This is a genomic window from Alcanivorax sp. HI0083 (assembly GCF_001635175.1).
This window is the reverse complement of the sequence record NZ_LWFX01000381.1, coordinates 1-738: the sequence shown is the minus strand read 5'-3', so window position 1 is coordinate 738 and position 738 is coordinate 1. Positions and strand designations below refer to the sequence as shown.

The window sequence follows — 738 nt, the reverse complement described above, 5'->3', positions numbered from 1 at the left end:
CACATTCAGGTAACGATGCAAAATACCGACCAGCTTTTCGTGGCCGGCCAACATCAGGTGCGTGCGGGTTTCTTCCGCATTGGACAGACGCAGCATGGAAAGCGGTATCTTCGCCTGGGTCATCTGCCGCACCAGCTCTTTGCCGGTATCCCAATCCGGGGCGAACGCCACCTGAAACGTTTCCGTTTCCGGCAACGGCGTGACCCGTACTTTGACTTCGGTGATCACCCCCATGCGCCCTTCCGAGCCGAGGATAATTTCCCGCAGGTCAGGCCCGGCTGATGAGGCCGGAATGGTAGGAATCGTCAATGTACCTTTGGGCGTTTCCACTCGACCACCGGCAAACATCTGCTCAATGCGGCCATAACGCATGGATTGCTGGCCACTGGAGCGGCTTGCCACCCAGCCGCCAATGGTAGAAAGCTCCCAGGATTGGGGAAAGTGCCCCAGCATGTAGCCCCGCTCACGGAGCTGTTGCTCCACCTTGGGGCCGGGTGTGCCAGCGCCAAACGTGGCGATCTGGCTTTGCGTATCCAGATCCATCAGCTGGTCCATGGCCGCCAGGCTCAAGGTCAGAACCGGTGCATCGCCCTCAGGGGGATTGATATGTCCTGCCACGGACGTGCCACCGCCATAGGGAATCACGGTAATGCCCTGGGCCAACGCCCAATCGAGCAGTGCGCGAACTTCTTCGCTGCTGGAAGGCGAGGCAACCCCATCCGGGAATCGCTCGAACTC

The 738-nt window shown here is 60.0% G+C and carries 1 protein-coding gene; it reads right to left on the bottom strand.

Going from position 1 to position 738, the window contains the following annotated elements:
• A partial coding sequence (locus A3754_RS03955) for an FAD-binding oxidoreductase (protein WP_156496763.1) occupies positions 1–738 on the bottom strand: 738 nt, incomplete at both ends.